The sequence below is a fragment of the Lysinibacillus contaminans genome, assembly GCF_001278945.1.
GTDB lineage: Bacteria > Bacillota > Bacilli > Bacillales_A > Planococcaceae > Lysinibacillus > Lysinibacillus contaminans.
In genome coordinates this window covers 677,360-690,746 of record NZ_LGRV01000003.1, presented here as the reverse complement: position 1 = coordinate 690,746, position 13,387 = coordinate 677,360, and the positions used below count along the sequence as shown (strand labels likewise).

The following is a 13,387-nucleotide window of genomic DNA, read 5'->3' as shown; positions in this document are numbered from 1 at the left end:
CACTCTTTTTCAAGTGTATGTACGCTTGTTTCTTCCTATGAATTAATAAATGGAATCTTTAATATCAGTTGTAAAAAAACTAATGTAATCACAAGCTTCGTAAGAGAAATGATTTGTTTGTCATCCGTTAAAAATACGAATATCTGACAAATAAAGAGCAACATCAATAAAAGTACCAATCTATCTCCCTCCAACCATTATCTGTACGAAAACGATGAGGAAAAAACAAGAAAACATAAACGAAAAAGCAATTAAAAAGGAAACAGCGCATAGTGTAAACAAAGATTTGCTAACCTGTTCAAGTAGCTTGCAAATATCATCAAAAGCAATCGGCTCTAAAATAGCAGCCAAAAGTTTTAATGAATACGCACTGACTACTAGCTGAACTGTCGGAATAAAAGCAACCGTAACTACTGCAACGAAGGCACTAATGCTTGTAATAGAAGTCGAAAATTGCGACATTTGCTGAAACATTGAAAAACTATCGACAATAAATGAACCGACAATCGGAATATTTTCTTCGATCAATTTTTTTACCGGCTCCGCAACTGCTCTATTGACGCTAAAGGCAGCCACACCGCTTGCCGACATTAATATGATGTAGCATATAACAGATGCCGACACAATACTCAAAATCGTAAAGCGAATGAACTCTGCAATTCTCGTAAAAGAAATATCCTTCACAATCACACTGCTTACATCAAAAACAACCGCCAATAATACCGCTGGAATAAGCCATTTAGCACTTACAATCGTCAATACTTGTACAAAAAATAGAATAAAAGGCTGCCAAGAGGCAATTGCCATGACGCTACTTGAAAGTAAAAAGGTTGAGGTTAAGATTGGATAAAAAGCCATGAAGATATGTGATATTCCTTGTGCAATTTCATCAATCAAGCGAAATGAATCGACAACGACTGGTCCTACAGTTGCCAAAACAATAAGAAAAAATAATATCCTTGTCCCTTTTTCAAACTCTGGTAATACCATATTTACAATGAGAATGATCACGACATAGCCACATAAAATAAGTGTCATCTTGAGCAAGAGAAAAAATGGGTCCGTTAAAAACGATAATATTTGCGCCTGCAATGGCTTCGCTCCTTAGTTTAGCCTTTGTAAAATAGCCGACACCTCCTGCAATACCTCCATAAATTCTTTTAACCAGTACAGTAATATAACGATTTTCACCGCATCTAAAACAATCCCCCCTAGCACTTTATAGCTGTGCTCGACTAGTAAGAGCGATACCCATTGCCCCACATAGAAAAGACTGGCACTAACAACAATTGCCTTTGCATACGGTAAAAACGCCATCAATTCAAGTAACTGTTTTACAAATGGCATAAGTAACGTTGAGAACAATAGACTAAACAACAAAAACGCAAACATGACACTAATTAACGCATGGAGTGGCTGTATAACTTCTTTTATAAGCATTAATAAAAGCAGCATGACAACAGCTACGATGACAATTTGCATCTACACTACCCTGATGAGGTCAACCACTGGAAAAAGGTTAATATTTCAGTGAAAAACAGTCGTAGAAACCGCAGTAGCTCTGCTGTCATATACAAATATGCAATGAAAAATAAAAAAAATGAAAACTCCTTTTTGCCTGTTTGATCAAAAAAAACATGAAGAAGCGCAACAACTAGTCCCACTCCAGCGACTCTCAATACGTCTTGTAATTCCATCCATACGCCCCCTCGTGTACAGCAATATATGACGTTGCACAAAAAAAAAGACCTCTACACAAAGGTATAGAGATCATTTCTTCATATGAATTTTGCTAAGATTTCCTTCACGGAACCTGATTGCACTAAATAACTATTCTCACCCATCCAAAGCGATAGATATTCTTTGTTGCCTTGCTTCATACTCTCTTTACGAATAGTAGACGTCAAATCATTTTGCAGAGGATATGGTGCAATAGCTGCGTCCTTCATACGTTCAGTGAAATCATTGATTAATCCACGTGCGGCCTTACCTGTAAAGGCACGTGTAATCGTCGTTTGCTGTGGCTTTGAATTCAGTACTGCTGCTTTATATATATCATTAGCTTCACATTCTTCTGCTACTAAAAGAGCTGTACCAATTTGCACTGCCTGCGCCCCGATTGCTAGCGCCTCTGTCACGTCTGCTTTGCTGATAATCCCACCAGCTACAATAATAGGTATGTCTATTACACCTACCACTTGACGTAGCAGCTGATTACGTGAAGAAAGTTGCATCGGCTCCGTAAAAGAGCCACGGTGTCCCCCCGCTTCACTACCTTGTAATACAACTGCATCCATGCCAGCCGCTTCTACAAGCTTTGCCTCCTCTAAGGTTGTTGCTGTGCCAATCACATAAATATTTTTTTCTTTAAGACGTTGTATAATACGTTCCGTCGGAATTCCGAATGTAAAAGAACAAATCGCTACGTCTTCATCTATTATTGCTTGCAACTGTTCTTCAAATACGTCTTTCGACATAACACTTTGTACTGGCGAAAGCCCAAGTTCCTCATAAAAAGGTTGCAGGGCCATACGTGCCTTTTGTAATACATCGATATCAATACGAGGTTCCTCTAGAACAAACAAATTCACCGCAAACGGCTTTGTGGTAAGCCTTTTGACTTCTTGAATAAATGTTTGTGTTTGCTTTCCATCTAAATAACCTGCCCCTATAGCACCGAGAATACCTGCTTCTGCACAAGCTGCCACAAAATTCGGCGAGGTTACCCCAGCCATTGGTGCTTGAATAATTGGATATTGCATGTCAAACCTATGTAACATATCTCTCACCTCTTCATTTTATTTATAGTTCATCACCATAACTTAGGGTTGATTTCCGTTCCGGCTGGGCGCTTTCCGGGGGGCGTCCGATGAGCCGCTTCACTCGCAAGCTCGCTCCAGGGTCTCATCTGGGACGCTAATCCCCCAGCCTCCACTCCAATCAACAAGCATTCTAAATCAATACGCTCTTTAATTAAATATCATCCACGACTTTTGGTGATTAACCTATTATATAATACTTCCAATTATAAACATCTATCTGAAGATACAATATCACTCTACTAAAATATATACTATTCCTTATGAAAATGTCACAATTTTTCGAAAGTAAAATATCCATTATTGAAAAGCAAAATAAAAACCTACCCTTTTAATAATAAAGAGTAGGTTTTTTTGAATTAAATATATTCGGCAGATTTTTAGCTATTTTTTAATAGCGTTCTAATTGTTTGCTGAATAGAGTTGATTTACGCACGAGATACGTAAGAAGAATCAGTAGTATTGATAATCAATACGTCACCTTGGTTAATGAAGAAAGGTACTTGAACAGTAAGACCAGTTTGAAGTGTCGCAGGTTTTGTACCACCTGAAGCTGTATCTCCTTTAATACCTGGTTCTGTTTCAGTTACTTCTAGCTCAACAGTGTTTGGTAATTCTACACCTAGCATTTCACCTTGGTAAGATTGGATGTGAACTTCCATGTTCTCTTTAAGGAATTTTAGCTCATACTCAATTGCAGATGAAGCTAATTCTGTTTGATCATAAGATTCTAAATCCATGAATACATGCTCGTCACCTTGTGCATATAAATATTGCATTTTACGGTTGTCGATTTGTGCTTTTTCAACTTTCTCACCAGCGCGGAACGTTTTTTCTTGTACGTTACCATTACGTAAATTACGTAATTTTGAACGCACGAATGCAGCACCTTTACCTGGTTTTACGTGTTGGAAATCCAAAACACGGTATAATTGTCCATCGACAATAATTGTTAGGCCTGTACGGAAATCGTTTACTGAAATCATTTGTTTTCCTCCATTAATTATAAAATAATAAGTTCTTTTGTTGAATGCGTTAGAAGTTCATTTCCTGTTTCTGTGATTAAAATATCGTCTTCGATACGTACACCACCGATACCTGGTAAATAAACACCCGGTTCAATCGTTACAGTCATACCTGGCTCAAGCACCGCTTCTGAACGTAATGACAGACCAGGTCCTTCATGTACTTCAAGGCCAATCCCATGTCCTAATGAGTGACCGAACGCCTCACCGTAGCCTTTTGCTTTTAAGTAATCACGTGCAATCGCATCCGCCTCAATACCTGTTAAACCAGGACCAACTTTTTCAACTGCTAAAAGCTGCGAAGCGAGTACAGCATTGTACATATCTACTAATTTTGCAGAAGGTTCGCCGACTGCCACTGTACGTGTAATATCAGAAATGTATCCATTATACAGTGCACCAAAATCCAGTGTGACAAAATCACCTTTTTCGATAATTTTATTCGTCGCCACACCATGTGGTAATGCAGAACGAAGACCTGATGCTACGATCGTATCAAAGGAAGACTGTGTTGCTCCTTGTTTACGCATGAAAAACTCTAATTCATTCGAAACCTCAAGCTCTGTTTTACCTGGCTTGATGTAATTTAGAATATGTGTAAATGCGTGATCAGCAATTTCACACGCAACCTTAATAATATTAATCTCTTGCTCCGTCTTAATCAAGCGAATTTTTTCAATTAGTCCGGAAATCGGCATTAAATCTGCTTGAATCACACTTTTATAAAGTTCGAACGTGCCATAGCTTACAGTATCTTTCTCAAATCCCAATGTTTTGGTACCCATTACTTTTACTTGTTTCGCTATTTCTTCAATGATTGTCGCTTCATGTTTCACAATGCGAAAGTCTTGGATCTGTGCAGCAGCTTGCTCTGTATAGCGAAAGTCCGTTATAAAAACGGCATCATTTTGAGAAACAATTGCTACACCCGCAGATCCAGTAAAATCAGTCATATAACGGCGATTATACTCGTTCGTAATTATAATACCATCGATTTTTTTTTGTTGCATTTCTGTACGTAGTTTTTGTAGTTTCAACAAATTATTTCCCCTTTTCGATAAATGTGCGTAATGCAAGCTCATATCCTTTCGTGCCTAACCCGCAAATTTGACCAAGACAAGCTGGTGCAAGATACGAATGATGACGGAACGCTTCACGCTTATGAATATTAGAAATATGTACCTCAATGACTGGTACTGTCACACCTGCAATGGCATCATGTAGCGCAATACTTGTATGGGTATATGCACCTGGATTAAAAATAATGCCATCATATCGTTCGTCCTCTGCTTCATGCACCCAATCCACTAAGACACCCTCATGATTAGACTGACGGAAATCTACTGTCGCCCCTAGAGTTTTCGCAAGCTTTTGTACGTTATTTTTCACATCTTCTAACGTTTCATACCCATATATTTCCGGCTCTCTTTTGCCAAGTCGATTTAAGTTTGGTCCATTTAAACATAATAACCTCAAGCCTATTCGCCTCTTTCTATGTACCTGCCCTTTATTTTATCATACCGAATATTTACGGCAACTAATTTCCTTTTTGTGCCGTGTGCTCTTTCATGTGAAAATTTGCTGTTTCCAGTAAAAAGCGTAATAAGCAAATTACAACAACAATAAATGGAATCGATAATTTTTTAAAGGATGCAAGCTGTAAAGGTAAATCAAGAGCAAACCACTCAATTGTAATCGTAAATAGTAGCCCTAATAAAAGAGATGTTAAAACGGCAGGGATTATGTGAACGAATTGCAAACTAATATATAAGAGAAGTGCCACAACAAATAAAAGCAGCGTTAACGTACTCCACTGAAACAACTTCGAACTCCCCTCAAACAGTTCCCATTTTTTATAAAAACCAATTGGATTCCATTTAATTAAATGAAAATAATGGAGTCCCTTCAAACAAATTGCTAAACTAATTGCACTCACGATTGCTGTAATACTAGCTATTTTCAATTTTACTCCCCCTAATTTGAATTACTCAGATGTGTTCTTTACAAGCAATGTAGTTCTATGCCGGAATAATCCAAGCATGCATAGAGATACTCGTAAGAACAAAATAATACAACTAGTGTAGCCACATAAAAAAATTGCTATGCGTTCCTCTAGAGGTTTTTCTCTAAATTTAGTACAATAATACAGGTAATAAAGTTACAGCCTCCGGTAAATGCCACAAATTTTGAAAGGATCAATCATCCGAGTACGATTCAAAATATAGTCGGCAATTATGCCAAGGCGAAGTTGAAATAATTTTTATAGAGAGTGGTGTCAGCCTTGAGCAATTCACCTGTATACGGGGGACAAGCACAGTTAGAAGGTGTGATGTTCGGAGGAAAGGAACATACAGTTACAGCTATTCGCCGTAACGATGATTCCATCGATTATTATCATTATAAAAAAGTTCAAAAACCAATCCTACAAAAGCTGAAGAAAATTCCTTTTGTTCGCGGTGTTGTTGCACTAATTGAATCTGCAGGTATCGGATCTCGACATATGCAGTTTTCAGGAGATCGCTATGATGTAACTCCTGGTGAGGAAGAAGAAAATGTAGAGGAAGGCTCTAAGCTCCAGATGATTTTAGGGGTCGCCGTTGTCGGTGTACTATCCTTTTTATTTGGTAAATTTGCCTTCACGTTAATACCAGTCTTCTTAGCAGAGCTATTTTCAAAATGGGTAACTGGTAAAGCTGGACAGATTTTACTAGAAAGCGGCTTTAAGCTTATTCTATTATTGACGTACTTATACTTAATCTCGTTAACACCAATTATTAAACGTGTATTCCAATATCATGGCGCAGAGCATAAAGTCATTAACTGCTATGAGTCTGGTGCTGAAATTACAGTTGCGAATGTACAGGCACAATCTCGTTTACATTATCGTTGTGGTAGTAGTTTCATATTATTCACTGTAATTGTAGGGATGTTCGTGTATTTCTTGGTGCCCACCGATCCATTATGGTTACGTATCGTCAACCGCATTCTATTGATTCCGGTTGTACTTGGGATTTCTTTTGAAGTATTACAAGCTACCAATGCTTGTCGTAACATCCCAGTATTACGTTTCCTTGGTTATCCAGGTTTATGGCTACAATTATTAACTACACGCGAACCAAGTGACGATCAAGTAGAAGTCGCTATCACTTCTTTCAATAAATTACGTGAAGTAGAAAAAAACCCAAAAATTGCTTTAGAATTAAATCACGATTAATCAAAACTGCTCGCAAACATTGCGAGCAGTTTGTTTATATTTATCTATCTTCCCCTAAGTGTTTGATTCATTTTCTCGAGCAACGAATCTTCATTCCTCGCTTTAATAAGTTTGCCGTTCACAATGACAAATAAACTTCGATCACAAATTCGGCAATTTGATGTGCAACCCTCTTCGATTAACTCGATGTCTTCACGATTTAGAAGCTCATCGTATATATTTTCACCGTGTAGAGACATATTTGATACACACACCATTACTGGCTGCAAAAAGCCATCATCATTCATAATTACTTGTTCTTGCGAAGTTTTTTTCAAAAAAGAAAAAACCATTCCTTATTCCCCTTCTCAGTCATTAATCTTCTGTTCTCTCTATATAACGCTCCGCATTTTTTGCAATCCTTCCCAGTAATGCAAAGGCGTGTTCTTGCTCTTCCTCAGTAAGGTCACTTGTTAAGATCATTTTCCATTGATCTAAAATAGCCCTCAATTGCTTTTCAAATTGACGTGCCCTCTCTGTCAAATACAGCTTTTTAGCACGCTTGTCCATCATATCTACTTCTCGTCTCACATAGTCTTCTGCTTCTAACTTGGCAACAGCGCGTGCAGTTGTCCCTTTATCCATCTTAAGAATAGAAGCTACTTCATCCTGTGAAATTCCTTCTCGGTAAAATAACACAAGTAAAAATTGATATTGCCCCGCACTTAGCTGATAGGGTTTTAATTGCTCATTCATATAAATATTTCCATATCGATATAACATCGAGTTTAATTGCCCGATTGATTCTGGTAATTGGTTTAACATACTTTTAACTCCTTTCAAAATAAGAATAAGTTATATTAGTTGCGCTTGCAACTAATAGCGTTTATTATATTTGTACCAACTAAATTAGTTGCACACGCAACTAGAAAGAAGGATTTAATATGCAACAAACAATTCAGTTAGAGCCGAAGAAGCGAACAATTATGCTTATCCTCTTAGTTCTAGGCTCCTTCACCTCTTTACTCAACCAAACATTACTGAACGTTGCTATCCCAAAATTCAGTATTATTTTTAATATCGAGCTTAGCACGGCACAATGGCTAGTGACTGGATTCCTATTAATAAACGGGATTGTCATTCCAATGAGCGCCTACTTAATTGGTAAATTCACAACTCGTCAATTATTTATTGGCGCATTACTCATTTTTGCAACTGGGACTTTTATTAGTGCCATGGCATCAAGCTTCTACATGTTATTAGCTGGACGATTAATTCAAGCTGTTGCTGGAGGCGTAATGATGCCTTTAGTGCATATTGTTATTTTCAGTCTATTTCCACCGAACGAACGTGGCAAGGCAATGGGGATGATTGGAATCGCCATGACGTTTGCCCCTGCGCTCGGACCAACATTGTCGGGCTGGCTCCTACAGCATTACTCGTGGAGAGCATTATTTTACGTAGTATTACCATTTACATTACTGAATATTATACTGTGCTATTTCTTTTTAAAGAATGTAACAGAGACGACATCACCACGCTTTGATATTTTCGGTGTATTAGCATCTACTATCGGCTTTGGTTCATTACTTTACGGTTTTTCAATGGCAGGTACACTAGGCTTTGGCTCTACAACGATTCAAGTCATTATTGGTGTCGGTTTATTATTTATCACACTCTTTATTTGGCGTCAATTAACAACTGAGCATCCAATGCTAAATCTTCGTGTTTTCACGCATAAGCAGTATTTATACGCTACACTCATCGGTGCATTCATTGCATTAGCAATGTATAGCGTGGAACTACTAACACCTGTGCTACTACAGCAGATAATGCAGAAATCTACACTTCAAACAGGGCTTTTACTATTGCCAGGGGCCATTATTATGGGGATTATGTCACCAATTGCTGGATCTATACTAGATAAACGTGGTATTCGACCGCTAGTTTTAGTCGGCTTAACAGTTGTTTTCATGACCGCTTTAGGCTACACGCGCATTACATTAGACACTAATGCGATAGTCATTTCTATCATTTATACATTATTCTTATTCGGCATATCGATTATGATGATGACCATGACAACATTTAGTGTCAATCAATTGTCACCTGCACTTAGCCGACACGGCGCTGCAGTGACAAATACTACACGTATGCTAGCGGGTTCCATTGGGACAGCACTATTAACTACTATTTTATCAACAGTAAGTGCTCGCTCCTATGAAAAAGTACAGCATCTGCCTGACGCAAACATGCAAGCACAGCTCTCTGGTATACATGCAGCATTCTTTGTCATTATGGTGGGAAGTATCATCATGCTATTCCTTGCAGTAAAATTAAAAAGAAATGTGAATCACAATTAACTACAAAAAGCTTGTCTCTGTCGATTTCTCGGCAAAGACAAGCTATTTTTTTGTAATATTTATATTCAATTGAATCAATTTCATAATTCCTATTTCCGTCAATAAATACGAACATTGCAAAGATAAAAAAACATGATCGTTCGCATCGTTTCGCTACAGGAGGACGCTTTCCGCTCCACTGAAATATTCGTAATTTTTCCTAGAAAATCTATTTATGAAATTGACTCAATTATCATATCATTCTTTATCGGTTTTAGCTTTCCGATCACATCATCCTGCAGTTAATAACTTCTTTTAGGACATGAAACGTCATCTTACTAAGGCGACTTTTTCTTTAGCAAGCTCATATTCCTTCTGTAAAGTAGCCACTATTTCTGCTATAGATTCCTTTTTGTCTATATTCGTCACGCCGTGCCCTGCAGACCAAATATCTTTCCATGCTTTCACATTAACAAGATGCGTCAGGTCAATATCCTCTCTCGGCTTTAGTGTTGCAGGGTCAATCCCTTCCTTTAGAAGCGATGGAATTAGTACATTTACATGCACACCACTAAAGGAGTCTGTATATAGAATATCATCGGTCGTACTTTCAATGAGCATTTCTTTGTAAGCTTCTGGTGCATTCCCCTCATTGCATGCAAGAAAACGTGTACCCATATATGCGTAATCTGCCCCAATAATTTGCGTAGCTAGCACTTCTTCACCTGTTGAAATAGAACCTGACAAAATAATCGTTCCTTTATAAAATTTTTTAACAGCGGAGACAAAGCCAAATGGACTGAGTTGCCCTCCGTGTCCACCTGCTCCTGCACAAACCAAAATCAGGCCATCCACACCTGTTGCTGCAGATTTCTCGGCATGCTTCACATTGGCGACATCGGCATATACTTTGCCACCATAGCTGTGCACAATTTCAATAACACGCTTTGGGTTGCCAAGTGACGTAATAACGATCGGTGGTTGATAGGTCTCAATCAATTGTAAATCATCCTCGAATCGTGGATTGGCAATAGGATGACAAATAAAATTCACTGCCCATGGCTCGGTTGGCAATGCATCTTTGATTTCTATTAACCAGTGGGCGCATGTTTCTACTGGCCTAGCGTTTAGTAATGGAAATGATCCGATAAGACCTGCCTTGCTTGCTTCTATCACCATCGCAGGATTTGATACTAAAAACATCGGCGCAACAATAATTGGTAACTTTGACATACTCCATCCCCCTTATCAAACAACTTATATTCTAAATATTCTGTTTAAAATCAAAATATCCTACTTTATTTATATATTTTCTTCATAAAAAAAGTGCCTATCCGTCAAATTTGACTGGATAGACACCTTTTAATTATTTTAAAGTCCACATTTCAGCTGTGCACCACAATTTGTACATGTGTTACAGCCGCCCATTTCTTCGACTGTTCCTTTACGACAAACAGGGCATGTATTCCCAACATCTGAACCAATTACTGATGTAGATGTAAGTGCTTGAATCGTATCAACTAATACGACTGGACGCGCTATTTGTTCTTCCACTAAATCTTCGCCAAATGATAGCTGGTCCATATCATTTTCTTCGGCTTTTAGTGTTAATACTTGTGAATCACGGCTTCCATCAACGTAAACCGTACCACCTTTAGCGCCACCTTTATATAGACGCTCGTATACTTTTTCTACTTGTCCAACTGTATAGCCTTTTGGCGCGTTTACTGTTTTAGAAATAGAAGAATCAATCCATTTTTGAATAATACATTGTACGTCTGCATGCGCTTCTGGTTTTAATGCCATCGCTGTCACAAACCATTCTGGTAATTCGTCTTCTTTTGCTTCTGGATGACGATCTAAATATTCTTGGACGATTTCGGCTTTCACTTCAATAAATTTACCTAAGCGACCTGAACGGTAATACGTAAATGAGAAGTATGGCTCGAGCCCAGTTGCTACGCCGACCATCGTTCCTGTAGATCCTGTTGGCGCTACCGTTAGAAGATGAGAGTTACGAATACCAGTTGCTAGAATTTGCTCTTTTACATGTGCAGGCATGTTTTGCATGAATCCAGTTTCTGTAAATGCTTTACGTAGACGAGCTGTTTCTTCGTCGGTTGCCCCTACTAGGAATGGGAAGCTTCCACGCTCTTTCGCAAGCTCTGTCGATGCCTCATACGCTGTTTCCGCAATTGTCTTGAAGATTTCATCAACCAGTTCATTACCAGCTTCTGACCCGTACTCTTTCTCACAATAAATAAGTAAGTCTGCTAAGCCCATTACACCTAAACCAACACGGCGCTCACCAAGAGCTTGTACACGGTTTTCTTCTAAGAAGTAAGGCGTTGCGTCAATTACGTTGTCTTGCATACGTACCCCGACACGTACTGTCTCACGTAATGCTTCATAATCGACTGTTTGATTTTCTTTAATCGCAAACTGCGCTAAGTTCACAGCTGCTAAGTTACACACAGAATAGGGTGCAAGTGGTTGTTCCCCACAAGGGTTTGTTGCTACTACTTGTTGACCATAAGCTTTTGCGTTAGTCATTTCATTCGCATTATCGATGAAGAAGATACCTGGCTCTGCAGAATAAGTTGCACAAATATTAATTAAATTCCACAACTCTTTTGCTTTAATCGTACGGTATGTACGTACTTTATAGCCCATCTTCTCCCACTCACGAACGTCTCCAACTTTATGCCATTCACTATTATAAATAGCCATTTCTTCTTTTGTATATTCTTCAACTGCTGGGAAACGAAGCTCGAAATCTTCGTCTTTTTCAACAGCGTCCATAAAGTCTTTTGTTAATGTAACAGAAATGTTTGCCCCAGTTAAAAACTCTGAGTTATGAACAGTGTAAGTACCACCGTCACGTAATTTATTTTCTGCTTCACGGATAATTGCCTCATCGAATCCACCGTATCCTGGGATTGATTTATAGTTAACAATTCCTTGATACATCGCTTCATCTTGTTGAGATAAAGGCTTAAAGTTTAATTTTTCTTTTGCTAATCGAATAATCGATTCATCAGTCGTATTTTCGATTAAGTAACGTAAAATACGCGGATTTTGCATTTTCGAAATAATGAATTCCACAATATCTGGATGCCAGTCTGCTAGCATAATCATTTGTGCACCACGTCTTGAACCACCTTGCTCAACAAGGTGAGTCAGCTTAGCGATGTCATCTAGCCATGATACAGATCCTGAAGATTTACCGTTAACACCACGAGCTAATGTGTTACGTGGACGAAGTGTAGAACCGTTTGTCCCAACACCGCCACCACGACTCATAATTTCCATTACTTGCTTACGATGGTCACTGATACCTTCACGTGAATCCGCCACAAATGGCATAACGTAACAGTTAAAGAATGTTACATCTGTTTCAGAGCCTGCTCCGTAAAGAACACGGCCAGCTGGAATGAACTTTAGTGATACTAATTGCTCGTAAAACTTCTCAAACCATTCTTGACGTTTCTCAGCTGTTTTTTCTACAGAAGCAAGTCCAGTTGCATTTCGTTTTGCAATTTGCTCATAAAAAATTTCAAGAGGCTTTTCTAGCACTTCGATTGAGCGCGTAATCACACCCGTTTCTTGCTCTATTGGATCATCTAAAACGCTACGATAATCTTCCTCAACTAAAATATCTGCTGTTTTTGCAGACCAATCTATTTTTTGGATTGTCCCTAAACCACGTGCAGGAAATTTTGGATCTGCCTTCACCGTTAATACGACGAAATCACCAGCTTTTAGCGTTTTCTTTTCCGTATCTTTAAAAGAATAACGATCAATCATGACAAGTCTCGATACACCTTTATGCGTTATGTGCATGTCTGGTGTTACCGGATGAACTTGTGGGAATTGCTCAATGTCCTTATTTAATTGTTCTATTTGTTTGTTTACTTCGGGTTGATGATTAGTGATTACCATCATTTAGCCTCCCTTATTCTATACCTTACAATAATAAATACACAATATCATGTGTGATTAAACACT

Annotated in this window: 14 protein-coding genes; 2 read left to right on the top strand and 12 right to left on the bottom strand. The window is 38.4% G+C overall.

Going from position 1 to position 13,387, the window contains the following annotated elements:
• Positions 1-180: 180 nt before the first annotated feature.
• From AEA09_RS05680 to AEA09_RS05645, 8 genes are all read right to left on the bottom strand, one after another.
• Complete coding sequence (locus AEA09_RS05680) at positions 181-1,092, bottom strand: stage III sporulation protein AE (RefSeq protein WP_053582909.1); 912 nt, start codon at positions 1,090-1,092, stop codon at positions 181-183.
• Between the two features lie 12 nt (positions 1,093-1,104).
• Positions 1,105-1,482, bottom strand: coding sequence for a hypothetical protein (locus AEA09_RS05675; RefSeq protein ID WP_053582908.1), 378 nt, complete (start codon positions 1,480-1,482; stop codon positions 1,105-1,107).
• 5 nt (positions 1,483-1,487) lie between these two features.
• Complete coding sequence (locus tag AEA09_RS05670) at positions 1,488-1,697, bottom strand: hypothetical protein (protein WP_008179863.1); 210 nt, start codon at positions 1,695-1,697, stop codon at positions 1,488-1,490.
• An 81-nt stretch (positions 1,698-1,778) separates the two neighbouring features.
• Positions 1,779-2,780, bottom strand: coding sequence for an NAD(P)H-dependent flavin oxidoreductase (locus AEA09_RS05665; RefSeq protein WP_053582907.1), 1,002 nt, complete (start codon positions 2,778-2,780; stop codon positions 1,779-1,781).
• 467 nt (positions 2,781-3,247) lie between these two features.
• Positions 3,248-3,805: an elongation factor P gene (efp, locus tag AEA09_RS05660; RefSeq protein WP_053582906.1), complete on the bottom strand. Its 558-nt coding sequence runs from the start codon at positions 3,803-3,805 to the stop codon at positions 3,248-3,250.
• Between the two features lie 17 nt (positions 3,806-3,822).
• Positions 3,823-4,884 carry a M24 family metallopeptidase gene (locus tag AEA09_RS05655; RefSeq protein ID WP_053582905.1) on the bottom strand — a complete coding sequence of 354 codons (1,062 nt, stop codon included), beginning with the start codon at positions 4,882-4,884 and terminating at the stop codon, positions 3,823-3,825.
• A 1-nt stretch (position 4,885) separates the two neighbouring features.
• On the bottom strand, positions 4,886-5,320 hold the full coding sequence (gene aroQ, locus AEA09_RS05650; RefSeq protein WP_053582904.1) for a type II 3-dehydroquinate dehydratase: 435 nt from the start codon (positions 5,318-5,320) through the stop codon (positions 4,886-4,888).
• A gap of 61 nt (positions 5,321-5,381) precedes the next feature.
• Positions 5,382-5,807, bottom strand: a complete 426-nt coding sequence (locus tag AEA09_RS05645) for a hypothetical protein (protein ID WP_053582903.1) — start codon at positions 5,805-5,807, stop codon at positions 5,382-5,384.
• A 318-nt stretch (positions 5,808-6,125) separates the two neighbouring features.
• Here AEA09_RS05645 and AEA09_RS05640 point away from each other — a divergent pair, with 318 nt between their 5' ends.
• The gene (locus AEA09_RS05640) at positions 6,126-7,058 is read left to right on the top strand and encodes a DUF1385 domain-containing protein (RefSeq protein WP_245622787.1); all 933 of its coding nucleotides are present in this window, start codon (positions 6,126-6,128) and stop codon (positions 7,056-7,058) included.
• A gap of 44 nt (positions 7,059-7,102) precedes the next feature.
• Here AEA09_RS05640 and AEA09_RS05635 read toward each other — a convergent pair whose 3' ends face one another.
• Positions 7,103-7,390, bottom strand: a complete 288-nt coding sequence (locus AEA09_RS05635) for a DUF1450 domain-containing protein (protein ID WP_245622786.1) — start codon at positions 7,388-7,390, stop codon at positions 7,103-7,105.
• 22 nt (positions 7,391-7,412) lie between these two features.
• Entirely contained in the window at positions 7,413-7,862 is a 450-nt protein-coding gene (locus tag AEA09_RS05630) for a MarR family winged helix-turn-helix transcriptional regulator (protein WP_053582902.1), read from the bottom strand.
• Positions 7,863-7,981: 119 nt separating this feature from the next.
• Between AEA09_RS05630 and AEA09_RS05625 the strand changes: the two genes are divergently transcribed.
• Positions 7,982-9,400: a DHA2 family efflux MFS transporter permease subunit gene (locus tag AEA09_RS05625; RefSeq protein WP_053582901.1), complete on the top strand. Its 1,419-nt coding sequence runs from the start codon at positions 7,982-7,984 to the stop codon at positions 9,398-9,400.
• A gap of 309 nt (positions 9,401-9,709) precedes the next feature.
• On the opposite strand, the gene AEA09_RS05620 is transcribed toward AEA09_RS05625, so the two are convergent.
• The gene (locus tag AEA09_RS05620; RefSeq protein ID WP_053582900.1) at positions 9,710-10,612 is read right to left on the bottom strand and encodes an NAD(P)H-dependent flavin oxidoreductase; all 903 of its coding nucleotides are present in this window, start codon (positions 10,610-10,612) and stop codon (positions 9,710-9,712) included.
• A 138-nt stretch (positions 10,613-10,750) separates the two neighbouring features.
• Positions 10,751-13,321: a vitamin B12-dependent ribonucleotide reductase gene (locus AEA09_RS05615; protein ID WP_425411995.1), complete on the bottom strand. Its 2,571-nt coding sequence runs from the start codon at positions 13,319-13,321 to the stop codon at positions 10,751-10,753.
• Positions 13,322-13,387: the final 66 nt, after the last annotated feature.